General features: G+C 57.7%; 20 protein-coding genes. 7 read left to right on the forward strand and 13 right to left on the reverse strand.

Annotation, left to right across the window (positions count from 1 at the left end):
- Window positions 1-76: 76 nt before the first annotated feature.
- Together KBY02_RS02670 and KBY02_RS02675 are read left to right on the forward strand one after the other, a co-directional pair.
- A complete protein-coding gene (locus KBY02_RS02670) occupies window positions 77-928 on the forward strand; it encodes a hypothetical protein (protein WP_057458325.1) in 852 nt (283 codons plus the stop codon).
- Window positions 929-1,064: 136 nt separating this feature from the next.
- Window positions 1,065-1,868: a hypothetical protein gene (locus KBY02_RS02675; RefSeq protein ID WP_225649747.1), complete on the forward strand. Its 804-nt coding sequence runs from the start codon at window positions 1,065-1,067 to the stop codon at window positions 1,866-1,868.
- A 73-nt stretch (window positions 1,869-1,941) separates the two neighbouring features.
- On the opposite strand, the gene KBY02_RS02680 is transcribed toward KBY02_RS02675, so the two are convergent.
- Genes KBY02_RS02680 through KBY02_RS02690 form a run of 3 tightly spaced genes read right to left on the reverse strand, consistent with a single transcriptional unit; the run spans window position 1,942 to window position 4,522 of the window.
- On the reverse strand, window positions 1,942-2,991 hold the full coding sequence (locus KBY02_RS02680) for an alkene reductase (protein ID WP_003405927.1): 1,050 nt from the start codon (window positions 2,989-2,991) through the stop codon (window positions 1,942-1,944).
- A 21-nt stretch (window positions 2,992-3,012) separates the two neighbouring features.
- Window positions 3,013-4,179 (reverse strand): MFS transporter, encoded by a 1,167-nt coding sequence (locus KBY02_RS02685; RefSeq protein ID WP_024640932.1) that lies wholly within the window; start codon window positions 4,177-4,179, stop codon window positions 3,013-3,015.
- 28 nt (window positions 4,180-4,207) lie between these two features.
- Window positions 4,208-4,522, reverse strand: coding sequence for an ArsR/SmtB family transcription factor (locus KBY02_RS02690; RefSeq protein ID WP_003405921.1), 315 nt, complete (start codon window positions 4,520-4,522; stop codon window positions 4,208-4,210).
- A 164-nt stretch (window positions 4,523-4,686) separates the two neighbouring features.
- Here KBY02_RS02690 and KBY02_RS02695 point away from each other — a divergent pair, with 164 nt between their 5' ends.
- Window positions 4,687-5,286, forward strand: a complete 600-nt coding sequence (locus KBY02_RS02695) for an ACP phosphodiesterase (protein WP_003405918.1) — start codon at window positions 4,687-4,689, stop codon at window positions 5,284-5,286.
- Here KBY02_RS02695 and KBY02_RS02700 read toward each other — a convergent pair.
- Complete coding sequence (locus KBY02_RS02700) at window positions 5,244-6,038, reverse strand: lysophospholipid acyltransferase family protein (RefSeq protein ID WP_011268813.1); 795 nt, start codon at window positions 6,036-6,038, stop codon at window positions 5,244-5,246. The two genes, KBY02_RS02695 and KBY02_RS02700, sit on opposite strands and share 43 nt — an antisense overlap.
- A complete protein-coding gene (olsB, locus tag KBY02_RS02705) occupies window positions 6,038-6,793 on the reverse strand; it encodes an L-ornithine N(alpha)-acyltransferase (RefSeq protein ID WP_003405915.1) in 756 nt (251 codons plus the stop codon). Before olsB ends, KBY02_RS02700 begins: the two co-directional genes overlap by 1 nt.
- 234 nt (window positions 6,794-7,027) lie before the next feature.
- Here olsB and KBY02_RS02710 point away from each other — a divergent pair, with 234 nt between their 5' ends.
- The 4 genes from KBY02_RS02710 to KBY02_RS02725 all read left to right on the forward strand — a co-directional run bounded on the left by KBY02_RS02710 (window position 7,028) and on the right by KBY02_RS02725 (window position 10,290).
- Window positions 7,028-8,134 carry a serine hydrolase domain-containing protein gene (locus KBY02_RS02710; protein WP_225649749.1) on the forward strand — a complete coding sequence of 369 codons (1,107 nt, stop codon included), beginning with the start codon at window positions 7,028-7,030 and terminating at the stop codon, window positions 8,132-8,134.
- Window positions 8,131-8,460 carry a hypothetical protein gene (locus KBY02_RS02715; protein ID WP_003405911.1) on the forward strand — a complete coding sequence of 110 codons (330 nt, stop codon included), beginning with the start codon at window positions 8,131-8,133 and terminating at the stop codon, window positions 8,458-8,460. The genes KBY02_RS02710 and KBY02_RS02715 overlap by 4 nt, the downstream gene beginning before the upstream one ends.
- Before the next feature lie 89 nt (window positions 8,461-8,549).
- Window positions 8,550-9,131 carry a YceI family protein gene (locus KBY02_RS02720; RefSeq protein ID WP_011268811.1) on the forward strand — a complete coding sequence of 194 codons (582 nt, stop codon included), beginning with the start codon at window positions 8,550-8,552 and terminating at the stop codon, window positions 9,129-9,131.
- 1 nt (window position 9,132) lies between these two features.
- Entirely contained in the window at window positions 9,133-10,290 is a 1,158-nt protein-coding gene (locus KBY02_RS02725) for a phospholipase D-like domain-containing protein (RefSeq protein WP_003313479.1), read from the forward strand.
- 40 nt (window positions 10,291-10,330) lie between these two features.
- Here KBY02_RS02725 and KBY02_RS02730 read toward each other — a convergent pair whose 3' ends face one another.
- The 8 genes from KBY02_RS02730 to KBY02_RS02765 all read right to left on the reverse strand — a co-directional run bounded on the left by KBY02_RS02730 (window position 10,331) and on the right by KBY02_RS02765 (window position 25,421).
- Window positions 10,331-10,564 carry a DUF6124 family protein gene (locus KBY02_RS02730; RefSeq protein WP_003313478.1) on the reverse strand — a complete coding sequence of 78 codons (234 nt, stop codon included), beginning with the start codon at window positions 10,562-10,564 and terminating at the stop codon, window positions 10,331-10,333.
- A 568-nt stretch (window positions 10,565-11,132) separates the two neighbouring features.
- Entirely contained in the window at window positions 11,133-11,573 is a 441-nt protein-coding gene (locus KBY02_RS02735) for a type VI secretion system amidase immunity protein Tai4 (RefSeq protein WP_024651803.1), read from the reverse strand.
- Window positions 11,574-11,595: 22 nt separating this feature from the next.
- On the reverse strand, window positions 11,596-12,036 hold the full coding sequence (locus tag KBY02_RS02740) for a type VI secretion system amidase immunity protein Tai4 (RefSeq protein WP_024651804.1): 441 nt from the start codon (window positions 12,034-12,036) through the stop codon (window positions 11,596-11,598).
- A complete protein-coding gene (locus tag KBY02_RS02745; RefSeq protein ID WP_024651805.1) occupies window positions 12,036-12,536 on the reverse strand; it encodes a type VI secretion system amidase effector protein Tae4 in 501 nt (166 codons plus the stop codon). The genes KBY02_RS02740 and KBY02_RS02745 overlap by 1 nt, the downstream gene beginning before the upstream one ends.
- Before the next feature lie 50 nt (window positions 12,537-12,586).
- Entirely contained in the window at window positions 12,587-13,075 is a 489-nt protein-coding gene (locus KBY02_RS02750) for an Hcp family type VI secretion system effector (RefSeq protein WP_003345343.1), read from the reverse strand.
- A 491-nt stretch (window positions 13,076-13,566) separates the two neighbouring features.
- Window positions 13,567-16,215: an RHS repeat domain-containing protein gene (locus KBY02_RS02755; RefSeq protein ID WP_225649751.1), complete on the reverse strand. Its 2,649-nt coding sequence runs from the start codon at window positions 16,213-16,215 to the stop codon at window positions 13,567-13,569.
- Window positions 16,205-20,548 carry a SpvB/TcaC N-terminal domain-containing protein gene (locus tag KBY02_RS02760; RefSeq protein WP_225649753.1) on the reverse strand — a complete coding sequence of 1,448 codons (4,344 nt, stop codon included), beginning with the start codon at window positions 20,546-20,548 and terminating at the stop codon, window positions 16,205-16,207. Before KBY02_RS02760 ends, KBY02_RS02755 begins: the two co-directional genes overlap by 11 nt.
- 19 nt (window positions 20,549-20,567) lie before the next feature.
- Window positions 20,568-25,421 (reverse strand): neuraminidase-like domain-containing protein, encoded by a 4,854-nt coding sequence (locus tag KBY02_RS02765; RefSeq protein ID WP_225649755.1) that lies wholly within the window; start codon window positions 25,419-25,421, stop codon window positions 20,568-20,570.
- Window positions 25,422-25,437 lie beyond the last annotated feature (16 nt).

Below are 25,437 nucleotides of genomic sequence, written 5' to 3' on the forward strand. Positions count from 1 at the left end.
TTGATTCTGCGCTGTTGTTATACTGCCGAACTTTGATTTACGAACTTTGATTTAACAGCTTCCTGAAGGGTTATTCATGCGCAACGATCCCTACGACGATGTCGATGACGTTCCCAGCCTGAGCGCCAAGGACGATGACGACGACTTTGCGCCGAGCAATGGCGCACGCGAGCGCACCACCGTCTATTCGCGCACCACGCCTGTGGTCAAGGTCAAGGGGCCGAGCACCGGGCCGCTCTGGGCATTGGTCGGTGCGCTGTTCATTGCGTTTTGCGGCCTTGGCTGGTGGAGCTTTCAGCAAGTGTCCCTGATGGAGCAACAACTGGTGGCGACGCAGGAAAGCTTTGCGCGTATCAGCGAAGAGGCGGCGGGGCGTTTGCAGGATATCTCCGGCAAGGTTGTGGCCACCGAATCGCTGTCCAGTGACGGCGAAGCCCTCAAGCAGCGCATCAAGTTGCTCGAAGCGCAACTGGAAGACCAGGACAAACAGCGTGAAGGCGTTGAAGGTCAGCAAGGCAGTCTCGACAAGCGTCTGGAGCAGATGGCCGCGCAAACGGCGCAACAACAAACCGAAAACGCGCAGATGCAGGAACAATTGAAAAGCGTTGTCGCTGAACTGGCTGCGCTGAAAACAGCGTTGCCTGACCTGAAAACCGCTCAGGCTGAGCAGGGCAAGCTGGACGCCCAGATCAAGAGCGTGGCAGCCGATGTCGCAGCCCTGAAAAAGCAGAGCAACCCTTCGGCTGCTGTCGAGCGACTTGAACAAGAGCTGATGGTGCTCAAGAGCGAGCAGGAAAATACTCCGGCACCGTCAGCAGGCGGCAATACTGCCGAGTTCGATGCCTTCCGTGCGCAGGTCACCCGTAGCATCAACACGCTTAACAGTCAGATCCAGAACCTCTCGCAACAGCTCAACGCACGTCGTTGATACCGCACCTTGCCTGCTGCTGCCCATAGCGGCAGGCAGGTGGCCCGGTTTTTTTGCACTCGCTAGATAGTTATATGCCTGCCAGTGGAGGGAGGGCTTACGCTTGCGTTTCAGTTAAATAAATGGAGTTTCAATAATGAATGGAATCAAAGAGATGCACACCGATATGCACAAAGACACAACCGAAAAAGATGGGTTCGTTGCTGAAGAACTTCAGCCCATGCATCTTGAGTATCCGGTATCAATCAAGCCAAAGGTAAACGTCAAACCCCCGGTCAAGGCGAAAGATCCAGTCAAACCGCCGGTCAAGAAAACGGACCCGGTCAAGCCGCCTGTGAAACCGCCGGTCAAGACAACGGACCCGGTCAAGCCGCCTGTGAAACCGCCGGTCAAGACAACGGACCCGGTCAAGCCGCCTGTGAAACCGCCGGTCAAGACCACGAAACCGGTCGAGCCGCCTGTGAAACCGCCGGTCAAGACAACGGACCCCGTCAAGCCGCCAGTCAAACCGCAGGTCAAGCCCTCTACCAGTGAGCCGGTAGCGCAGACGGTGCCCCCGGTGCCTGCTGCATCTTCGCGTCTGGACAAACTACTGGCAGTCGTCAACACCGCAACGGGCGTCCTGCAACTGGTCCAGCCGCCCAACAGCGTGAACAACGCGGACGGTACTGTCAGCTATCCGAACGGCAGCGTCGAGTCTGCAGATGGTCAATCCGTCACCCATTCTGACGGAGCCGTGCAGAACCTTGACGGCACGACCGTGCATGCCGATGGTTCTACAGAGCACCCCAATGGTGATATCCAGCACAAGGATGGAACCTGGGTTTTTGCGGATGGCTCGGTCAACTACCCGGACGGTCGCTGGAAGATGGCGGATGGCACGATCACCGACGCCGAAGGCAATGTACTAGGTACAGTCAAGCCTGACGTTGCGCCGTAGCGGTTACCCTTACACGGGCGATAAAAAAACCCTGACTCTTGCGAGTCAGGGTTTTTTGCCTTGCAGTAACGTTTTACAGGCGCGGGTAGTCGATGTAACCGACCGGCCCTTTGGCGTAGAACGTCTCCGGATGGGCTTCGTTCAGAGGGGCATCGCTGGCCAGCCGCTCCGGCAGGTCAGGGTTGGCAATGTACGGCACACCGAACGCGATTGCGTCGGCCTTGCCTTCTGCCAGCCAGGCATTGGCGCTGTCTTTGGTGAACTTCTCGTTGGCGATATAAACGCCGCCGAAATCCTTCTTCAACTGTGGGCCGAGGCTGTCTTCAGCATCATGCTCACGGGCACAGATGAAGGCGATACCGCGCTTGCCGAGCTCTTTGGCCACGTAGCTGAAGGTTTCAGCACGGTTTGCATCGCTCATGTCGTGCATGTCGAAGCGAGGCGAGAGGTGAACACCTACACGGCCAGCGCCCCAGACATCGATGACTGCGTCGGTCACTTCGAGCAGCAGACGCGCACGATTTTCCACCGAACCGCCGTACTCGTCGGTGCGCTGGTTGCTGCCGGTCAGCAGGAACTGTTCGAGCAGATAGCCGTTGGCGCCATGCACTTCCACGCCGTCGAAGCCCGCAGCCTTGGCGTTTTCCGCACCGACGCGATAGGCCTCGACGATGTCACCGATTTCCGCCAGCTCCAGCGCGCGAGGTACTGGCAGTGGTGTGATGGGGCGCATCAGGCTCACGTGCCCTTCAGCCGCAATGGCACTCGGCGCGACCGGGGTTTCGCCGTTCAGGTAGGACGGGTGGGAAATACGGCCCACGTGCCACAACTGCAGGGCGATACGGCCACCGGCGTTGTGCACGGCCTTGGTGATATTGCTCCAGCCACGTACCTGGTCGTTGGACCAGATGCCCGGGGTGTCGGGGTAGCCCACGCCCATCGGCGTGACAGAGGTGGCTTCGGTCAGGATCAGGCCGGCCGAGGCGCGCTGAACGTAATACTCGGCCATCATCGCGTTCGGTACACGGCCTTCATCGGCACGGCAGCGTGTCAGTGGGGCCATGATGATGCGGTTGGGCAGTTGCAGATCGCCCAGGGTGATCGGGTCAAAGATAGTCGTCATGTATCGAATCCTCGTAATTGATCAATGCGTAGCGTGTGCCAGATCCGGATTGCCGGTCTGACGGAAAGTAATCAGGGTGATCAGCAGCGCCAGCACTGCCAGTACGGCTGCCGCCAGCGGTACGCTGGTCAGGCCCAGACCGTGGGCGATGACGCTGCCACCGACCCAGGCGCCGAGTGCGTTGCCGACGTTGAAGGCGCCGATGTTCAAGGTTGAAACCAGATTGGGTGCCGCCTTGCCGAAGGTCACCACGTTGATCTGCAGCGCCGGGACGGCAGCGAAGGCCGCGACTGCCCAGAGGAACAGGGTGATTTCAGTCGGGATCAGCGCGGCGCTGGTCCAGCTGAGTACGGTGGAGATCACCGCCATCGAGACGAACACGCCAATCAGCGTGGATGACAGGCGGCGGTCGGCCATCTTGCCGCCGATCACGTTGCCGGCGGTCAGGCCCAGACCGATGAGCAGCAGGGTCCAGGTCACGCCGTTGGGCGATACACCGGTGACTTCGCCGAGCAGCGGGGCAATGTAAGTGAACAGGGTGAACATGGACGCCGAGAACAGCGCAGTCATGGTCAGCGACAGCCAGATGCCGGCACCGCGGAGAGCGCCCAGTTCAGCGCGCATATCGAGCTTTTCTTCATTGCGGTTGGTCGGCAGGAAGCGGATCAGGCCGATCAGCGCAATCACGCCGATGACCGTGACAGCCCAGAAGGTCGAGCGCCAGCCTGCGTATTGACCCAGCGCAGTGCCCAGCGGCACGCCCAGTACGTTGGCCAGGGTCAGGCCGGTGAACATCAAGGCCACCGCTGAGGCACGCCGGTTGGCGGGCACCAGACCTGCGGCAACCACCGAGCCGATGCCGAAGAACGCACCGTGGCACAGCGCAGTCACCACGCGGGCGAACATCAGGACGTTGTAGTCACTGGCCAGCGCACAGAGCAGATTGCCAATGATGAAAATCCCCATCAGCGTGACCAGCGCAGCCTTGCGCGGCAGTTTTGCCGTGGCCATGGCCATGAACGGCGCACCGACGGCGACACCCAGCGCATAGCCGGTCACCAGCCAGCCGGCACCGGGGATCGATACGCCAAGGTCAGCCGCCACATCAGGCAGCAGGCCCATGATGACGAATTCGGTGGTGCCGATGGCGAAGGCGCTCAGGGCCAGAATGAGTAGCGAAAGAGGCACGGGGCAGCTCCTGGTAAACGTTGAAAAATCAGGTCGGGTTGTTCAGTTCTTCAACCAGCGCCTGAACGAATGCCTGTATGACTTCTTCGTTGCGTCGGAAGAAATGCCATTGGCCGACCTTCTTGCTGCTGATCAGGCCAGCGCGTTGCAAGGTCGCCAGATGGGCCGAGACAGTGGATTGTGACAATCCCGCACGCTGATCGATCTGTCCGGCGCACACGCCGTGTTCGATCGAGTACTCCTGGGCGGGAAAGCTTGCACGCGGGTCTTTCAGCCAGGTCAGGATTTCTCGGCGGACCGGGTGGGCCAGGGCTTTTATTATGTCGTCGAGGTCGATAGGCATGTCGTTCTCACAGGCGGTGTAGCGTTATATCGCGATAGAGCGAACCTTATATCTGTATTTCGCGATATACAAATATGATTATGTGCTTAGGATGGGTCAAATCGCTATATCGGGTTATAACGATATATGGACAGCAGGCCCGAAAGCGGCCTAGGCTTGCAGCCATGAACTACTTGGCACATCTTCATCTTGGTGGGCATCGGCCTGCTCAATTGCTCGGCAGCCTGTATGGCGACTTCGTCAAAGGTCCGCTGCCGGGACGTTTTCCTGCGGAGCTGGAAGCGGCGATTCGTCTGCATCGCAGCATCGACGCCTTCACTGACAGTCATCCGCTGATCAAGGCCTCCATTGCGCGCTTTCCGCTGCAGAGACGGCGCTATGCCGGCATCATGCTCGACGTCTTTTTCGATCATTGCCTGGCGCGCGACTGGCATCGTTATGCCGATCTGCCGTTGGACGCATTCACCCGCAAGGTCTATGCCACGCTGGCTGCCGAGCCGCAGTTGCCCGAGCGGCTGGCGCTGATCGCACCGCGCATGGCGGCGCAGGACTGGTTGGGTTCGTACCGGGATTTCGGGGTGCTGGAGCAGGTGTTGAGCGGCATATCCCGACGCCTGTCACGACCCGAAGGGCTGGCCGGCGGCATGCAGGAACTGCAGGCGCTTTACCAGCCCTTGAGTGCGGATTTCGCCGAGTTCTATCCGCTGCTCGAGAATTTCGCTCAGGCCGCTCGGGCCGGCCGCGAAACCACTTCGCTCGGCTGAGCCTGCGGCTCGCCAAACAACGCCACTTGAACCGCCTGCTGGGCCTTGAAGGCCAGTGCGGCACGTTCCTGGTCAGCGGTCGGGATCGGTGTCAGCAAGTGAATATGCACGTCGCTCTGCTCGTTGGCGAACAGTCGGCGCAAATGCGACAGCAGGTCATCGTCGCCAATGAACGGGGCTATCGGGTCCGGTTTGCCGTCACGCGAGTAACCAATGGCCACCGGCTGAATCGGCACGCCAGCGTCGATGGCGCTGGACAGCAGACGACCGTGAAAGGTGCGCAGGCTTTTGCCGTCCGTGGTGGTGCCTTCGGGGAAGATCAGCAGTGCGTTGCCTTGTTGCAGGTGGTTGCACATCTGCTTCTGGATCAGACGGCTGTCGCCCGATCCGCGACGAATGAACAGCGTACCGGCCTTCAGCGCCAGCCAGCCCGCTACCGGCCAGGTGCGTACTTCGGCCTTCGACAGAAACGACAGCGGCGCGAGCATGCCGAGCAGGGCGATGTCGGTCCATGACACATGATTGCTGACCCACAGCATGGGCTGGGTCGGCAGTTGACCTGTCACGGTGACGCGAAACGGCAGGGCGTTGGTCAGTCGCGCCATGAACCAGCGGCTCCAGCGCTGTCTGCGCTCCATCGAACCTCCGATTCTGGTACGTTCCAGGACCGCGAACGCGCTGGCAATCGTCAATCCGAGCGCTACGACCAGTAGCACCCGGACTACGCGGGCATAGCCGCGCAACCGGCTCATCACACGGCCGCCTTGAAGTGGCGGGCATAGCGCGGGCACAGGTCGTCGCGCTTGAGCAGGATGAACACGTCGGCCACCTGGAAGTCTTCGTCCCAGCACGGTTCGCCACAGATCTTGGCCCCCAGACGCATGTAGGCCTTGAGCAGCGGTGGCATCTCGCAGATCACATTGCTCGGGATGTCGAGGGTCGGCAGCGGATTCTTCGGTTCGGCGCGCAGGTGCTCGTTGCACAGGTAGCGTTCGCGCAGGCGTTGCATGATCGCATGGGCCTGAATACCGCCGTCCTGCATCGGGATGCTCGCGCAGCCCATCAGATAGCTGTAGCCGCCTTCGTTGAGCACCTCGGCCAGTTCGCTCCACAACACCGCAATGGTGCCGCCGTTGCGATAGGCCGGATCGACGCAGGTGCGACCCAGTTCGAGGATCGGCCCTTGCAGATTGACCAGCCCGTGCAGGCTGAACTCTTCTTCGCTGTAGAAGCGCCCCAGCGTGTTGGCGGCCTGGTGGTCGAGCAGCCGGGTCGTGGCAACCAGACGCCCGGTGTTCAGGTCGCGTACCCCGATGTGCGAGCAGTGAACATCGTAATCGTCGATGTCCAGGCCTTGTTCCGCGCCGTTGAGACGAGCGTTGAACTCTTCGCTGAACACACTGAAACGCAACGCCTGTGCTTCCTGCAAGGCGCGCGCTCCAATCAGGCGCTCGGCCTGAAGACGACGTTCAGAAGTGTTGTCACGAATGCGGGCGATCTGGGTCATACGAATCTCCATGAGCCAGCCTTGCAGATGCAGAAAGGGCTGGTTGACTGATTTGTCCAGGCGCTTTGCCGTAACTGCAGGCTAGGGAGATGGCGTGTCATGCCTGTGAAGCTTTGGTGATGGTTGTGTGACGGGAAGCGCTGTGGCCATTTCCTCTGCGTCTGCTCTTGGGTTGATAGCTGACTGTCATGAAACGCTGATACGGTGTGCGGATTACTCTTTAGAGGCCTTGTCATGCCGCGTGGATTTGTCCGTCTGTGTCTGGTTCTGATTCTGGGTTTCAGTACCCAAGGCGTCGTTGCTCAAACATGGCCGACAGAGCAATGGCCTTCTCGGTCTGTGCCGCGATCTGCGGCCATCGAAGAGCTCGAGGGTTACGCTTTCCCGCCTCGCGACGACGCCACGCGCAAGGGCGTACGCACCGATGCGCTGCTGGTGATTCGTGATGGCGAAGTTGTGTACGAGCGCTATGCCGGTGTGACCACCGGGCAAACGCCGCACCTGACCTGGTCGATCAGCAAAAGCATCATGGCGACGGTGCTGGGGGTGGCGTTTGCACAAGGGCGCTTTCAACTGAATGACCCGGTGGCGAAGTTCTACACGCCGTTCAAGGCGCACCCCGATATCGCCATCAAAGACCTGATGCACTGGGCTTCGGGTCTGGATTGGCAGGAAGACTACGAATACGCTCCGCTCAACTCCTCGGTGGTTGCCATGCTCTACACCCGCGGGCGTGACGACATGGCGCGTTTCACTGCCGATCACAGCGCTGCCCAGCACCCTGGCGAGACTTACCTTTATTCCAGCGGCGACAGCACCGTGCTGGCGGCGGCCTTGAAAAAGATGGTCGGCGATGAGGCTTATCCGGGTTATCCATGGACCGCGCTGTTCGACCCGCTCGGCATCCGCAGTGCGGTCTGGGAAACCGATGGCGCAGGTACATTTGTAGGCTCTTCCTATGCCTACATGACCGCCCGCGATCTGGCCCGCATCGGCCTGCTGATGCAGCGCGGCGGGCAATGGCAGGATCGGCAGTTGCTGAACAAGCAGTGGATGGACTTCGTGCTGACGCCGTTTGCCGGTGCAGGCGTGGATGCCAGCGTTGAAGTGCCCGCAGGTCAATGGTGGCTTAACCGCACTGGCGATGGCGGCAAAGGACCGTGGCCGGACGCTCCCCCCGACACCTTCGCGGCACTGGGGCATTGGGGGCAGGCGCTGTATGTGATTCCCGATCAGAAGCTGGTGATCGTGCGCTATGCCGATGACCGCGACAGTACCTACAACCACAATGAGATGCTCAAGCGCGTACAGGCCGCGTTCGGCAAGGAGGGCGGTCAATGAGCTCGCGTCGAATGTTCATCCTGCGCCGTCCCTTCAGCAGCCTGCTGTTGTTGATCGTTGCCGCACTTGCCGTACTCGCCTGGCAGTACCGTGTCAACCTGCAGGCATTTCCGACCATCATCAGTGCCTACACCGCCAAGGAATACTGTTCGTGCAGGTACGTCATGAACAATTCCGAAGCGTATTGCCAGGGCTACATCAAGCAGTATCTGCCCAGCACCCTGGTCGACGACAGCAGTCAAAAACGGGTCATTGCCAGCGGCCTGGGACGCACCAGCAGTGCATCGTGGCAGGGTGAGCGACAGGGCTGTCGCCTGCTGCCATGAGGGCTTGATGGATTGCCGCCGAACGCAGGCGTTTGCCAGCGGTCAGACAGGCGGATAAGGTGGCCCTCAATTGCACGTCTGGAGTCTGCATGCTCACTATGAATCGCCTGCTGCTGGTCATGCTGGCCGCAGTGGCGTTACCTGCCCATGCGAACTGGTATCTGGATAACGAGTCATCGCGACTCTCGTTCACCTCGACCAAAAATGCCGATATTGCCGAGGTGCATCGCTTTCTCGTGCTGCACGGCAAAGTCGACGCCAAGGGGCTGGCTGAGGTAGAGGTTGAAACCGACTCGGTCAGCACCGGCATTCCTCTGCGCGACGAGCGCCTTCGAGAGCAGGTGTTTCAAGTGCGCAAGTTTCCGGCTGCTCAGATCAATGCGCAGCTCGACATGCGCCCGATCAATAACCTGGCGCCCGGCGCACAGCTCGAACTGCGTTTACCGCTGACCGTCAGCCTGCGCGGCAAGACCCACAGCTATAACGCCGAGCTGCTGGCGACGCGTCTCGACGAGCGGCGCTTTCAGGTCGTGACGCTCGAGCCGCTGGTGATCCATGCCCAGGATTTCGATATGGCCCCGGACTTCAAAGCCTTGCGCAATGCCGCAGGATTGTCGGCGGTGAGCCTCTCGGTCCCGGTCGGGGCTGTCCTGATCTTCACGGCGCGCTGATATGAACGGTGCGATTTTCCCGTGGCGTGAAAACAACCGCTTTCAATTGCTGATCGACGGCCCTGCGTTCTTTCCGCGCATGATCGCAGCCATTGATCGCGCCGAGCAGCAGGTCGATCTGGAGTTGTACCTGGTCGAAGCCGGGGCTTGCGCCGACGCCATCGTGCGCGCGCTGGTCGAGGCGGGCAGGCGTGGCGTGATCGTGCGCTGCCTGTTCGATGACTTCGGTTCAAAAGCCTTCGACGCCGGCCTGCGCAAGCAACTGACCGATGCCGGTGTGATTCTGCGTTTCTACAATCCGATCCACTGGCGGCGCGGCGTGCGCAACTTCTACCGCGACCATCGCAAACTGCTGTTGGTGGACAAGGCCTTGGCCGTGGTGGGCGGCACCGGTGTGACCGACGAGTTCTGGGAGCCGGACAAGGACGCCAGCCAGTGGCACGAAGTGATGGTCGAAATCACCGGGCCGCTGGTGATTGACTGGCAGGCGCTGTTCAACCGGCAGTTCCACGCCAACGCTCGGCGTTTCGCCTGGCGTCCGAAAGAAAACTTCGGTCTTGATCACCTGCCCAAGGCCCCGACAACCGGTGAGGGCCTGGGCCGCGTGGCGTATGCCGATTCCCGCCAGCACCGCGACATCCTGCAATCGCTGGTGCGTGCGCTGAACACCGGGCAAAAGCGGATCTGGCTGGCAACCCCTTACTTTCTGCCCACCTGGAAAGTTCGCCGTGCCCTGCGCCGGGCGGCAGCGCGTGGCGTCGATGTGCGTTTGCTGCTGACCGGGCCGCGCACCGATCACCCGTCCGTACGCTATGCCGGTCAACGCTACTATCCGCGCCTGCTACGCGCCGGGGTCAAGGTGTTCGAATACCAGCCCTGCTTTCTGCACCTGAAAATGGTCCTGATCGACGACTGGGTGAGTCTCGGCTCGTGCAACTTCGATCACTGGAACCTGCGCTTCAACCTGGAAGCCAACCTCGAAGCCCTCGACCCCGGACTGACCCGCGACGTGGTCGCCAGCTTCGAAAAAGACTTCGCCCTGAGCGCCGAAACCACGCTGGCGGACTGGAAAGCCAGACCGCTGTGGCGACGGGTCAAGCAGCGCTTGTGGGGCTGGATCGACCGGCTGGTGGTGAACTTGCTGGATCAGCGTAACTGAGGTTTGCGCGGGGCCGAGCGCGGCCCCGGTTGTCATCTGCTCAAACGATGCATTCCAGTGAACGGTCAACCATGGCTTTGGCCATCTCGGCCATGTGCAACACCGAAAACGCCAGATCACGGCTGGTGCCCTGAGTGCTGTCGCCGGACTCATAGGCCGTCGTAATGATGCAGCGCAGCAGATCCGAAGCGTAGTTGAGCGCTTCCTCCTGGCTGACGGATGCGTTGACGGTGAACAGGGCGGTGGGCGGGTCGGGGACGATTTTATCGGGCATGTTTGCAACTCCAGCAGAACTTGTGGGAGCCGTCACTCATCGCTACCAAACGATAAGGTGGCGGCCGTGTGCAAGTTGGTAGACCGGCTGCTGGCACCCGGTGCATCCGGAGATGCCATGCGCACGGCCACCATGAAAACGGGACGAAAGAGATCGCCTCGCGGAGGTGGCACATTGCGCCAGCAAAAGCAGGTCTACCAAACCTGATCGCTGATTGGGCAGCGATCGATGAAGGCTAGAGACCTGAATAGCCAAGCGCAAGAGGCCGGGATTTTCTCGGAAATTTCCTTCAATTGGAAGGGAGGCTTCCCGCTGATAATTCCTACAAGAATTATCGAAATGGGTTTTCTGAAGATGTTTTCGGTGTAGGCGGGGAAGTGACGGGGGCTGTTTGTCAGTATTTCAGCAAGCAGTACATCACCGAGGGCGAGACGTTAAGCAGCTATCGGATCACAGTGAAGCAGCATGATATGTCTCTGCCCTACAGATAATGTGCGGAGTAGGGTGCTTGTAATGAAAATAGCCTGTGCAGCTTTTGCCGGACAGGCTTGTTGCATGAAGGGAGTGGTTAAGGTTTTTTGATATTCTGCATGTAGGTCTGATTCGGGTGGGTCACGACCTTCTTCGTCAACGCGTCGAGCTCCTTGCTGTGATACATGTCCAGGCATTTCAGCAGGTCGAATTTTATACCTTTGATCTGGGATTCGGCCAACGGGTTTGTGTAGTCGCGCGCGAGGTATTTTTCAACCAGGGCCTTGACGGCAAGAGGACTTTTTTCCATGTCATAGTAGGTCCAGTCACGCAGCGCACTGACACTGCTGCCCGCGTCAATTCCGACGTTTACGTCATATTTATAAGCGGTGGTTATGCAGGTGGCGAGCGCCATGTCCTTGTAGTTTTTTTCAAAGGTTCGGTACATGCCTTCGGGTGAGGAGGTGGGTGTGTAGGCAAAGCAGTTGGATGTTGCTAACAAGAGAATTAGTTTCGTGGTTGCAAGAAATAGCCTCATGGCATTTAGCTCCTTGTGTTGCCTAGTGTTTTTTATAGTCTTGTATGTCGGTATGCGTAGGGTTGATTACGACCTTCTTTGTCAATGCGTCTAGCTCTTTGCTATGGTAAAGATCAAGGCACTTAAGCAAGTCAAATTTCACGTCTTTTATTTCGGACTCAACCAGTGGGTTTGTATAGTCTCTAGCGAGATAATTGTCCACAAGTTCTCTAAGCTTTTCAGGGCTTTTTTCCCAGTCATAATTCGCCCAGTCGCGTAGCGCGGTTATACTGCTGCCGGTATCTATCTTGACGTTTTTATTATATTTGTAAGCGCTGGCGATGCAGGTGGAAAGAACAAGGTCTTTATAGTTTTGTGCATGAGTGCGGTACATTCCCTCTGGTGACGTTGGCGTAACAGATGCATAAATACTAGGCGTACCGAGCGTAAAGAAAATCAGGATTGCTGCACGAAACGAACGCATTAAGTAAGGCTCCAGAAATTTGCCTGATCTGTCCGATAGTTGACGTCAGGCTCGTTGAAATAGCAATGGTCGTAGCAGATGCTCCCGTCATACAAAGTTGCATGTCCTCGAGCGTCCGACCAGCCTGATATTTCAAATACTATGATGCCTTTTTTGTTGGCCAATGCTCCACTATCAGAGGGCGGGTATTTGACGATCTGTGGTTTTCCCCAGTTTCTCATCAGAAAGTTTTTGAGGTCAGCAATGCGGAAAAAATATTGATTTCGATCCTCTCCGGATACTGTCTGATTTGATATTTTTGGGATTTTTGCTCCTGTGTAATTTAGAATATAGCTCATTCTGACTGCGCAGGTGTTTTTCCATTTTGCCAACGCATCAGGATTATTTATATTCTGTGCGACGAATCCCCCAATCACCTCTGCCACTCGTTTTTCCGGTGCCACCGGATCATAAATATGTTGCGAAGCTGCCCATGCGGCAGTAAAAAATGGCCGTGTCATAGTCTTTCCTTGAACCTGTCATAATGTCTCATACATAGACTTTCAAGAAGTCAGGAATAGACCTTGTTGTTGATACGGTTCCAGCCCCCCGAGACATTACCTCCTCCAGCGCCGTCAGACCTTTTCTGCTGGGTGTAGGTGGTTTTTATTTTTCCGTAATTGAGGCTGATGGTCTCGCTGGGGATGCCATCGTTGGCATGCTGGGTGTAGTTGGAAATGATGACTTCTTCCAGCAGCACTTCAAAGTATTTGACCTTGTCTCCGCCTGCACGATGCAGTGACAAGACGACTTCCTTCAGGTGCTTGCCCGCGCACAAACTTTCCATGAGCTTGCAGCTCGACTTGTCCAGTGATTTGGTGAACGTGAAATCACTCAAGGACGTCCGACCCGACGAGGCGCCTCCTGAAGAGCTCGCCGTGGCGGAGGTACTTTGGTGCATGCCGAAACCATACCCGGTGATCTCGATACAGTCCTTGTAGCGATCATCCAGCGCTTCGCCTGGAATACCTTCGATTTTGATGTACGCATCAAATGCCATGTTTCAAATCTCCACGTTCGATCGGTCTTACGTTGCATACAGGTATCCATATGTTTCAGCAGCGTAATCTTTATTTTTATCGAACGTGGTGGTCAGAAACCTTTGGTGTTGACTGAAATATCTCTACTTGTTGTCAGAATGGTCGTACAGAATCTTTCAGGCGCTGTGCACTCTCAGAGTGCTGCCTTATAAATAAAAATGGCTTTGCTTTGAGTTGCGGCTGCAAGTGCCGAGCGTAAAATGGCTGAACGGATCCATTACAGGATCTGTTTGGCGCTGCACCCACAATGCCTCCATTTGAAACTCGGTCAGTGGTATGGGCATGCACAGCTTCGTTCATGCCTAGACGTCCTTTTACCAACCTGGTATTGACCAAGAGAAACTTTCCATGCTGCGTATTCGGCGTCGGCGAAGGTCATCTGCTTCATCAGGCGTCTCGATGATTGAGATCGGACGTTCTACCAAATTTGGAAGTCTTCCCCATCGTTTCCCTAGTAAAAGCCAGTCTGGATATTTGATTGCTGTTTAGGGCGTACAGCAACAATAAAGTCAGCGACGGGGAATTCTGGGTCCCCCTGGCGATCAACCCATAAAGCCTCCATGCCAAAGTCGTCCAGTACTCGTTGAGTTCGCTTGCCGTTCGGTGTTGCCTGAAGAAAAGTCTGTAGCATTTCCGGAGTTTTGTTTTCTATTGTCGAAGTTTTTTTCAACGTCTCACTATTCAGGACGAAGCTGTTTTTTATAACCGAAGGTAAAACACCGTGGGTATTTGTTTTTTGGGCGATGGTTCTATACTGGTATCGGACTACGTCATTGGCATGGTAGTCATTGCTTCCGCTTCTTTTGTAATTTGAACGAAAGATCCATTCGTTGGGCGCGTAGTCGTTGAGAAAATCGTCGTTTTCTTGAAGGTGTTTTGATTCTACGGTGTAAGGGTAGTCTTCTAAGTTGCTATCATGATCAAACATCGTTGCCACAACAGCGGTCGCCTTGCCGGAATTTTTATCAGCTGCGGCCAATCTCTCCTCCAATCCGGAAACAAGATATCTGTCTGGTAATGTGTAAGCAGGTCCGAGGAATGGCTCCTGATCGCCCCACAAAACACCGGGTCTCGCATCTTGATTTTCAAGGGCATAGCTATTTGAGGTTATCGGTTTTCGACGAGCGGGTGATGGCGGCGACTCAAGCGCGTGCTTCCCCATGTATCCCAACCTGTCGTAATAGGTGATTGGACTGTTTTTTACGTACCCGTACAGATTCAACCCATCCACATCCCCCGCCGGATCCGGACTGATCCACCGCTGCAACCACGGCGCGTAATACCTGAACCCGTAGTAATAAAGCCCGCTGGCGTCGCGCTCCTTGCCCGAATAACGCACGGTCTTGTACTTCGCTTCCACTGCGCTGCGCGCCGCCCACCAGGCCGTGCCGCCGAAAGGGTAATAGCTTTCCTGGCTGATCAGGCCGCCTTGCTGATCCAGTTCCAGCGTGCTCGAGCCCAGATGATCACCCAGGCTGTAACGCACCTGATCGTTCGTAATAATGCCCGGTTTTCCGGCTTTCCAGTGCAACACTCGCACACTATTGCGACCCGCCTGAGCGGTGATGACATGGAGGATTTCGCCATCGGCCGTAGTACGAATTTCCAGCCCCGGCAGGTAGCGCACTTCGTTGATCAGCATGCGACCTGATGCCTGAGCAGTACTGATCTTGCGACAACGCTGACCTTGGCCGTCATAGACATAGCGTTCGTCATCGCTCGACCCGTCTTCACGTTGCACAGTGGTGATGTGCTGCAACTGGTTACGCACATCCCAGCCCATAACCTGACCACGTACAAGTTGCAGCAGATTGCCGTTGGCATCAAAACTCGTAGCGAAATCCACATCGCCGTCATCGTCGGGCAGGCTGCGATTGCTGTCCGGTGCAACGTGCATGTTGCGGGTGAAGTTGTGCGCGCCTTCGTGGCGCATTTGCAGCAGGTTACCCGCAGCGTCGTAGCTGTAACTCTGCGTGTAGTTGCTGACCTGGCAAGGATCGATGGTTGGCAGAGATTGCAGCCCGGGCAACGCGGGGCCATGGCTGGCACCGTTTCGGACTTCACGGCCGCTGGCTTCGATCAGTTGATACAGCGTGTCGTAAGCAAAGCGACTGATGGGTTCGATAAGCTGGTTGTCGCAATACCTGTCCGGTTGAGACGCATCGTTGACGAGCAGGATATTGCCCACCGGGTCATAGCTGTAATTGAGTTGCTGCAGCAGCGTGCCGTCAGCAGAGATCGCGCTCAGCCCGGTCAGCCGGCCGTCCTGTTGATCATAGGAATAAAGGCTGACTACGCCATTGCCCGCTGTTTCCTGCTCGACCTGATTGAAGGCGTTGTAATGAATTTCATTGACCAGTGTCTGCGGCTGTGAGGCACTGGCCAATGTCAGTTCAGCCGCTTTCAACTGCCCGGCGACAGTCATGCCAAATGCCTGGGTATTGCCCATGGCATCGGTCTGCGCAAGCGCGTCGCGCAGCGCATTGAACCGCCAGCAGGTTTGCAGCACGACAGGCTCAAGCAAGGCATCGCGCTCGGCTTCGGCCAGCGGCCAGTCCGGGCTTTCAGGGGTTTGCAGGAACTGTCGTTCTTCACAAAGCGCTACGCCGAGCAGCCCGTAATCCGCCAGCAAGCGCGAACCCGCCGTATCGTCATGACGAACCAGTTGATTGCATTGGTTGTGTGCCGCTGCATCTGCCTGGCCATAGGTGAACCGCTCCGCACACCGATTATGTTCGATGATCCTTGTCGGGCGCAGGTGCAGGTCGTACTCGAGCTGCTTCTCGGTGCCGCGACCATCCCAGTCGCGCAAGACCTGGCCCGCCTCGCCGAATAACACCCGTTGCCAGCCGGCATCGACACTCTCAGTGGCCAACGCGTTGCCGCCAAGGCTGTAGACAGTGCTCCTGTTGGCGCTGGCCAGACGTGGATCAGTGGCGGCGATCATTCTGCCTGCCGGGTCGAAACGCTGTCGGGTAACCCGCATTGCGGCCGCTTCCGTCGCTTCGGTTCGATGTAAAAGGACCTGGCGCACAACCAGGCCACGACCCTCGCAAACGATCAACTCCGGCGTATGGGCATGTACCGCGCTACTGACCATGCTCGGCTGCCTTCCTCGCGGCCAGCACTTCCTCGGCCGTGTCGTTTTCGTCCTCACTTATTGTGTACCAGACCCGATAGGTCTGCCGGCGCATCCAGCCTTTGGCGGTAATGGTGATGGTCGGACGCCCCAGCGGGTCGTAGAACTGTTTGTCGACGATGTTTTGTGAGCGTATCGAGGCGTCGTTCACATACAGATGACTGTTGGCGAAATACGGCCGGTAAACGCGCACCGCCAGGCCTTTATTGTTGTATTCCACCCGTTCACTGACCCGCCAGCGTGGCGATGCGTGGACAATTTTCGGTTGACCGCCGACCAGCTCGAGATTGCCCCATTCATCGACGGAATAGGCGTCGCCGTCCTCCACCTTTTGACGGGTTTGCAGGGTGCGACCGAAGCCGTCTATCGACGCCATGCTGATGCGGATCTGCCTGTCTGGATCTTCGGGGTAGCGGTCCGCAACCAGGACAGCGGTTGCCAGCGGTATGTGGACCCGCCCCAAAGCCGTATTGCCATCGTAATAGGCCGCGCTGGCCTGCCTGCCCAGCGCATAGTCGGGTTGCAGTACGACATCGCTGGCAGAAGCCCAATAATGTCCGGCGCGATTGAGCGGCGGAAAACCGGCTGCCTCACCCAGTTCCGTGCCGTAAAAGCTGGTTGCCCATACCCTGCCAAAGGCGTCGTAATCCGCTTCCTGACAGTTCTGATTGGGGTCGATGATTCGTCTTGGCTGCAGCACACGATAATCGTATTCAGCCGTGGTGACGCAGCCTGCCGGGTCGGTAATGCGAGTCGTGAACAGATCGTAGGCGTCGTACTCGACGAGACTCCAGCCATGACTGCGTGTGGGCCTGAATGTGGTGGGGTGAAAGAAATGCTCCGGACCGGCATAAGTGGCGAAGCCGCGTTTTACCGACCACAGGTTCAGGCTGTCTGCCGGCAGAAAGCCGGGCATCTGCTGATAGCCGATCTCGACGAGTTTTTCGGCCAGAGTGACGCTGTCCATGACCCGCTCATAGGCGCTCAGTGCATGATCATCCAGTTCAGCCGTTTCAACGGCGTCAGCCAGCGCCTGAAAGGTCGCCTCGCCATCGCCACAACCGATGTAGCGTTGCACCGACAGACTGGTGAGCGTGCGTGGCAAGGTTGCGAATGGCCCGCCCGGATCGGCGAACTGTTCGTAGCTGATCTGCGCAGGCGTCAAGGCGCTTGCCGGAATGAGCATGGCATCGCTGCGTGTGCGGTAAGGCAGCCCCAGACGCCAGCTCTGCGGGCTGTCCAGATGAATGGCTTCGGCGCGCATTTCATTCGCGTAGAACTGTTGTTGAGCTTCGTCGTGCGACGCTTCCCACCATTGTTGCTGGTAAGGGTCCGCAAAGGGGGGCGCGTCGCCCGGTTTCTTGCGCCGCGCATAGTTGACGCTGGCTGAGTGGAGCATCGAGCCGTAGCGGTCCCACGCCAGGTTCAGGCTGTGTTCGCACATCGGATCCTCCAGTTCCTCGGCCTCGTAACGATAGGTGATGACTTCCAGGCTCAGCGGCAGCATCGATGCGTAGGGTCGATGTGCGCTCAATGCTTGCAGTTGGCGAACCAGATAGCGGCAGGACTGGGTCGAATACAGCACTGTGGGACGTTGACTGGCGTCGAGTCCAAAGACTTCGCCGCGCAGTACCGAGCCGCTCAGCGCTCGTGCCATTTCCTGCAAGGTCGCATCATCCGCGTCCGTTATCGGCAGATCTGTCTGGGTTGCGGCGTCGAGTCGGGACAGCACATGCTCGCCGGGCAAGCGTGCCAGGAGGTCGCTGCGGTCATAGTCAGTGCAAGGTCTGGCGGGGTAGCGTCCGGTGTGGAACCAGGTCTTGTTCAATACCGGAGCGGTAAAGTCCTCCTGATTCTGCGACGACGTTTCGGTGTCGGTCTGCAGGAGCAGGCCGAAGCCGCGAAACTCCCGTTCGCGAGGGTCATAGAAACCCTGTCGATAGCGGAACAACTGGGTCAGCGTATTGCCAGTGACCTTGTCCTGCAGGGTTTGCCTGACGACCACATGAACCGGGAACGGCAATTCCGAGACAGCAACGCTGCCTGCGCCCCGCAGCTCGTTCTTTTCGTCCAGCCATTCCTGCGCCGAACTGCGATAGCTGACTTCTCCGGCAGCACCGAGATTGTTGTCCGAGGCCTTCAGCAAATACGGTTTGTGCACCGAGCCTGTCCGGTCGGCTGCGTAGTAAAGGCTCCAGTGCCGGGGCGCCATGTGTGGCACGGTCAGCACCAGGCTGGAAAAGCCGAGGCCCAGCAGATCGACCGCACTGAACTGGCAGAATCGGTCATAACGCACGCCCTCTGGCCAGGGCTGATCGAAGGCCGCGGCCAGACCGTTGCCGCCCTGATTCATGAAGACCTGGAAGCCATCGGCTTGCAGATAAAGCACGTCACTGGCACCTGAGCCATCCAGGTCCGCCAGCCGCACCCGGCTCGAATCGAAAGCTTCATAGGTGTAGGGCAGCGTGGCAAACAACTGGCCCTTGCCGAACCGGCCTCGGCCCAGGTTCGGCCAGACGCGGATTTCGTTGTGCCGTATCCGGATCAGGTGTTGTTGCCCGGTACCCAGCAGGTCGCTGAACGCCACCAGTTCAGTGGAACTGTCGCTGAGCAATGGCAGGCGATCCTCGTCGTGAGGAATGTCCACCGCTGCGGCGAATCCATCGGCTCGACGGTTGGCATACAGACGAACGCTACGTGGGCCGATCAAGGCCAGATCCGACAGCCCGTCGCCGACCAGATCCGCCATTTGGCCTTGCGGGTGGAAAAACTCTGCAGGAAAAGCCGAGAACGTGGCGTAGTTCGACCAGCTTCGATCAGGGTTGAGGGTAAAGAATCCGGCCATTCCCGGTTGGGCGACAACCCAGTCCAGCCGCCCGTCGCCGGTCAGATCTGTCAGGGTCTGACGTACCGGTGCGGCTGAATCAGCCGTGGGAATGCGGGGTAACGGTTGACAGGTTCCGTAGGCAACGGCATCCGCTGTGCCAGCGGTATCACGGATCGGTTCGCGATAAAGCCAGGCCTTGTCGTCGCGATACAGAATGCCGGGCAAGCCGTCGCCATACAGATCGACCAACTGGTATTGCTGGCCGTCATTCAGGCCGGCCATGGGCTCCAGCGGCGTGTAGATGCCCGACTCAAGACTGAAATCGGTGTATTGAAATTGCACAGGGGGTTGTCGATCGACGCGCCGCCAGTCAGTGCCATCCCATGCTTCTGAATGCGCCGCGCTCAGCATGTTGTAGCCGAGGGTTGTCTGATAATGCTCCAGCAGCAGTCGCCGGATCAGCAGCGGAGATGCTCCGAGTTCATTCGGGAAGTGATGGAACATCAGAACCTGCCGGCACAGGCGCAGATTACCCAGCTCAAAACCGTAGGCGAAACTTGAATGCGGATCACTGCGCACGGGCCAGGTAAATTGTTCGTCATATGCGGGCGGCGGATCACTGCGGGTGTCGCGCTGGCCATAGTCGAATAACAGGTCGAAGTGCCACAGCAAATCGTCCAGCGAATCTTCCTCCCACAGGTAAAGCAAAGGGTGCGCCTTGGCATTGCCGTAGCGAACCCGGCTCAGGTAACGTTGAGCGCGGAAGTTTCTCGGGTGATCCTCCGGAAGGCCCTGATGGTCTTCGGGCTTGTATTCGTAGAGGATGTGTTCGCCGACGGCATTCATGCTTTCATCCAGCAACCATTCGGCAACCCGGTTCATGTCTGCCGGGTCGGCAATACGCGACGAGATCTTCCTGCCATAGAGGTTCAGGCTGCCGTCGGCGCCGTGAATCAGCCAGAAGCCGGGATCTGTGTTGTTTACGCGCCAATGCTCGATGCGCGCAAAGGCCCCCTCGACTCTGCTGAAGTAACGCACTACCTGATAAGTCGCATCCAGATCATCACCGTTGTAGCGGCTGACCTGACTCGAAACCAGCGCGCCGCTGTCGTCGCGTTCTGGCAGGCAGACATCGCCTCCGGGGCCGAAAACAAGATCATCGTCGGTGTAGCTCGGTACGCCCTTGCTGGCACGACGCGCCACTTTGCTGGTGTTCAGGTTCCAGCCAAGCCCGAACACACCGTTGCCGGAGGTGCTTTGATAACTCAGCGACAGGGCGGGCGCGTAACCGCGGCCCGGGCTGATCGGCAGGGCGATCTCCAGTGATGCCGCGCCGCTGGTGCCAACCGATCCCCAGCCCTTGCCGATGCTTTGAATCGCGCCACCGCCTTTGGGTAATGACGGGGTGGCAACAGCCGGCTGGAGAGACTGCGGCGATTGATTCTGCGATTGCGATTGAGCTTCCATGACGCTTGCTCCCTGTCGGTTAACGACTTTTCGCCGTGTAGCGCATGTGCACGATGATGTCGGTGATCGAGTCGATCATGTCGCGCTGCGATGCCGGGTTGGAAAAGCTCAGGGTCCAGCGAGAGATCGCACCGGTGCCCTCAAACGGCAGATAACGCTCATCGTCGAAGTTGAAAACGAACAGGCCGTCATCGTCCACGCCGGTAGACAAGGCGATCTGCTGGCTGGCGCGCATGTTTTCCTTGAGCGGCGCGTTAGGCTGTGCGTCCATCTGCACCGCGCTGTACGACTGGGTCAGGGTGGCGCGGATGTCCTGATAAGGCCCGACCGTGACGGGCAACGACACACTGATGCGTCTGATACGACGCAGATAGTGGCCCGGGTAATCGTCGTCAAGCATGGCTCGGGTGATTTCGAACTCGGCAATCCCGTCTTGCGCCAGGCGCTCGACCACTGCATCCCAGCCGTGATTGATCCCGGCAGCATCTCCCTCGGTTATTGGCAGCTGGCGCACCGAAACCGTCTTGACGATCTCCATTTTGCGTTCGTTGCGGGCCATGTAGGCTGCATCCATGCGCAGCAAATTCAGTTTCAGGGCCTCGCCAGCAGCCAGGCCGCGCCACGCGTCTTTCCAGGCCGCGGGCTGGATGAAGGAGGCCGAGTAGTCGGCAATTTCATACTGCCAGCAGGCTTGCGTCGCCAGGCACAGTGAGAATGTTGCGTCATAGGCCTGGTAGTAGAAGGTCGAGAACTGCCCATTGAGCCATTGATAGAGCTGGCTGTTGGTGAAGCGCTTGTTAAGAAATGCGTAGACGGTCTCGGCCTGTTTTTTGGCTTCCTGAGCCTGACGAAGTTGCAAGGCGGTAACGCGGGTCTGGGCGTCGTGGACAGCCAGTTGCAAGGTGATCTGTTCAGATTCGAGCATCGCCTGATCACGCGCGTGTTCCCATTCCTGGAGGCGCCGACGGAACATTTCCGTGCGCTCCAGTGCATCACTGACAGCCGCAGATCGCGCGGCGAACGCATGAGCGCCAGTTGCAACCATTTCCGGTACGCCTTCCAGCCTGAAGCCGCCTACTGCACCTCCGGCTGCGGCACCAACGGCCATACCGCCGGTTGCACCGGCATGAATACCGGCGTGATTAGGGGCTACTTTCATGGCTGAAGCCACGATGCTGGCCGCACTGGCAGCGCTTTCGGCAATCCGTGAAACAAGTTTGGCGGCACCCGCTGCGATTTCCACTGCACTGACATTTTCAGCCGCCAGTTGGCCGTAAAAACCGGCTCGGGCATCAATCACGGCCTTGCTGGCCTCCAATGCCTTGCGTGCCTGAACTTCGACTTTTTGCGCCTCGAGCTGCAGGTCAATGGCGTACTGGGCGAACTCCCAGACCTGCTGCTGTTGCAGCTCCATCAACTGCCCTTGCTCCTTGCGCTCAATGATCGACAGCAGGGTGAAGCCAAACTGGATCAGGGTTTCCACCGCCGCGCTGGCCCTGGCAAACATGACCGGGTAGCGATAGTGCGGTGTTTCCTGAGCCAGCAGGCTGCCAGCACCACCATCGGTCGCGCCATTGGCGTAGGCCGCGAGCAGTGCCCTTGGGTCCAGCGGTGCAGCGAACAGCGGCAGGGAGAGTGGCTTGCCGTCCAGCGTCATGTTGTGGCGCAGGTTGTACAGGCGCGACTCAAGCATGTCCCAATATTTGACCAGCTCCGAATTCATCGGGAGGATGAAGTGATCGCTGTCTTCCTCGTTCAATGTCGGGTCGCTGCCGAAGGTGCTCAGGCGCAGGGACGGTTGGCTGAAACTGACAGTGGCTTTGCCGTCGTTGACGGCGGCGCTGGTACGTACCTGTTGCTCCTGCTCGACAAGCTGCTGCTCGAAAGCCCGCAGCCCCGGACTGCTGGACGTTGCCAGATCGCCCAACGCCACAGGCGTCCATTGGCTGATCAGTTTCACATCCGGGCGCGGCCCGAGCAGATCGAGAATACGCACATACCAGAGCTTGGCTTCGCCCAGACTGTCGGGCGTCAGTTGCCGATAGGCCATGTCGCCCCGGTCGATCAGGTTCTTGATGTAATGGAAATACACCGCTTTCTGATAGCGCACCGGGTCACTTGCCGCGATACCGTCCGGGTCGATCGGGGCGCGCAGAAAGTAATCCGGATCAGGTACTTCAACCAGAGGTCGAACGTTCCAGTAAGCCGGTGCGTCGCTGGTTTTTTTACGGCCCGGGTCGAAGATGAACCCGAGCCAGCGTTCGGCATCGGTGAAGCGTTGTTCCAGGTTGAGGCGATGGGAGATCATGAACGGCAGATGCAGAAACAGCTCCCAGAAGTAAAGGCCGTTGGCGCCTTTGAAGTCCATCAGGTCAGCAATGGCGTCATCACCGATGGGCGGTTCCTGTAGCTGCTGGGTGTCCCAGGACAACAAGGCTTCGAGCGCAATGTTGGCCTTGTTGATCAGCTCGCGGGCGAACAGCGTGTTCATGCGAATGGGGTCGCGGGTGTCGGTGGTCGAGTTGTCGCTGAACCGAATGCTGGAGGCGGAGAAATCGATGTATTCGGCGATGCCCAGAATGGCGCTTATGCGTTTGCTGATTTTGGGCGCGATAGGGTCGCCCCCATCAGCGGTTGCCCACTCCAGTTCTATTTCTGTGGATTTGAGGGCGTTGCCGACCCAGACCGGGGGATTAACCGAGTTGACGCCGATGCCGTGAGTGATATAAAACTTTTTCGAGCCGCTGATGAATTGGGTTTGCGGAAGATTTGGCAGAAGCGTGGATTTATCGAAGGTAATGGTTGTTTCGTAATGGCTCGGTGCCGTAATACTGCTGGTCGGAGGTCGTGCGGTCAGGTGCTTTTGCGAGTTGTTGTGGGGGACGTTCATATCCAATGGGTAACTGAACCATTGAGCGAAAGAAAGCGCCTCAGTGTAGTGAGGCCCTACGTGTACAGAGGGATACAGGTTATATGAAGTTTCGCCTTGTATAAGTGCTATGAGTACCGAGGATACGACCTCCGGGTCGGTTGCTGCCAACGACATTAGCTCGAAAGCGCCCACCTTCAGTTTGCCGTCTATAAGGTTCCAACTGGTGGTATATCGTTCTATGCGGTAATAACTATTGTGTTGGTTGCGAAGGAACGCGGTGCTTGAGGGAAGGGCGTCTACGGCGCTATACAGGTTCAGCGACAGATCGCCCCAATAGCCTCCGGTTGATTCGATTTTTAAGTTTGATCCGTTCTGTAATATAAAGCTGTTCTGGTCGAGGTCGAGATCGTGGGGTGTCGTTATGAACTCAAACGTCCACTGGCTGGCGGGCTCAGTCAATACGAGTGTGGTTTTAGTCGTACCCTTAATGAGGATGTCCTTGGTTATTGCAGTGCTTAATTTTATTGTGGCGTTTTCAAGGTCCAGGCGGGGTGCATAGGTACCGGTCATTTGGGCTATTGCTTCCTGATGGTCTTGGTAGTCCCACCAGGTATCGCCAGTGTTTGGAGATGTTGTCAGGGATGGTTTTAGCCTGATATACAAGCTCCACGTAAACTGAAAATTCCCCTTGTTCTTTAAAGCAAATGCCCAACAGGTCTTGCGCACGCGGGGCTGCTCCGGACCCAGGTCTGCCTTGTCGGAAACGGCGTCTACGTAGTTCGCAACTGGAAAAGCTGGCGTTTTGTTGAAATTCTTGTCGATAAAGGCCGTGTGCAGAAAAGCATAGGTCGATGTTGAGCCATCGGTGTCACCAGGCGCTAGCGTTTCACCCGCATACATCGCGATAAACAGCGATTCCGGGGATGCCGATACATCGAAGATCGCAATACTGTTCAGGTCGTTTTCAAGGTTGACTGCCTTGCCTGCCCGGGTGACGACATTGGGTGTGGTCACGTCCATGTAGATGTGTGGCGCACTCCAGGAGTCGTCGTATTTTTTATAGGAAATATTGAATACCAGACGCACATTGGGTGTGACCACCGTCAAGGGCGCGATGTCAGCCGGTGGGGTGATGGGGATACTGCCATCGGCAGCTGGCTTGACTGTACCTTCGGGCAGCGTGACCGCTACCTGTTCTGTCACGTGAACCAGGTCCACCCACGCCACAAACAACCGATTGTTGAAATACACCGGGCGAATGGTTCTTTCCAGCGTATTGGCATTGATGCCGATCTCGGCGCGCTTCCAGTCGGACCAGGCACCGGGTGTCGGATTATCGAACTTCGGCCCTTCAGTGCCTTCCTGGTAGGCACGCTCATTCATGTCCACCGTGCGCCAGTAATAAATATTCTCGGCGCGCGACGTGCCGATAAAGTAGTACTTGCCTTGCGCAAATCGATCACTGTCGATGTAGCCGTTGATGATGGTCAGGTTGGCGACTTCTTCAAAGCTGGCCAGGTAGGCTTTTACCGCATCTTGCGCCGTGTCGATATTGATCCTGTTCTGATTGATGTCGTTTTCCAGTTGCGTGAAGTAGCCGGATTTCTTCAAGCGCAATGCCGGAGAAATATAGATTTCCGGATACAGTGCCAATTGCATATTGGCCGCCCAGATCGGGTATTGACTGCTGCGTTCACGCCACTCGACAAAGCGCGCTTCGGTCGGCAGCAGTGTTTCATAGCCGGGCTCCATGCCCAGTAACGTGCCATTGATGAGCTGTTGCAGGCTGCTCATTGCCGATGCGACATAGCTGGTCTGGACTTCATTGCCGACCTGATTGTCGAGCAGAAAAAACTCGTACAGGTCGTTGGCTGTTTTCAAGCGCTGGTCCAGGCCCAGGCGCTTCAGCATAGGGTCGTTGGGTACGACCTCACCCAGATAGTACGCCACCAGCGCATCGCGAAAGGATTCGTTGAGCCGGCTTTCAAGGGTATCGGACATGATCAGGCCTCCATGG

This window comes from Pseudomonas sp. P129, assembly GCF_020312195.1.
Classification (GTDB): Bacteria; Pseudomonadota; Gammaproteobacteria; order Pseudomonadales; family Pseudomonadaceae; genus Aquipseudomonas; species Aquipseudomonas fragariae.